Source organism: Polaribacter sp. BAL334, assembly GCF_015767435.1.
Classification (GTDB): Bacteria; Bacteroidota; Bacteroidia; order Flavobacteriales; family Flavobacteriaceae; genus Polaribacter.
In genome coordinates this window covers 1-454 of sequence record NZ_JADWOV010000215.1, presented here as the reverse complement: position 1 = coordinate 454, position 454 = coordinate 1, and the positions used below count along the sequence as shown (strand labels likewise).

Sequence of the window (454 nt, the reverse complement as noted above, 5' to 3'; positions counted from 1 at the left end):
TCTGAGATGGGATCAAGTGCATTTTTTGAATGTAGTTTTTGAATCTTTCCTCCGATAATGACTTATTTGCTCGACCTAATTTTAAAGCAATTAACGTTAAGACAGTGATTTGAGTTGTAAAAGCTTTTGTTGAAGCCACCCCAATTTCTGGTCCTGCATGCGTATAAGCTCCTGCATGTGTTTCTCTAGCGATTGAAGAGCCAACAACATTACAAACACCGTACACAAAAGCGCCTTTTGATTTTGCTAATTTAATTGCAGCTAAAGTATCTGCAGTTTCTCCAGATTGTGAAATGGCAATTACGACATCTTTATCAGTAATGATTGGATTTCTATATCTAAATTCAGATGCGTATTCTACTTCAACTGGAATTCTTGCTAAATCTTCAAAAAGGTATTCACCTACTAAGCCTGCGTGCCATGAAGTTCCACAACCAACAATAATGATTCTATT

General features: G+C 36.3%; 1 protein-coding gene. It reads right to left on the bottom strand.

Annotated elements, in window-relative coordinates; all coding sequences use genetic code 11:
• Positions 1-454 (bottom strand): SIS domain-containing protein (locus IU405_RS01915; protein ID WP_197436934.1); only part of this gene is annotated, 454 nt, incomplete at both ends.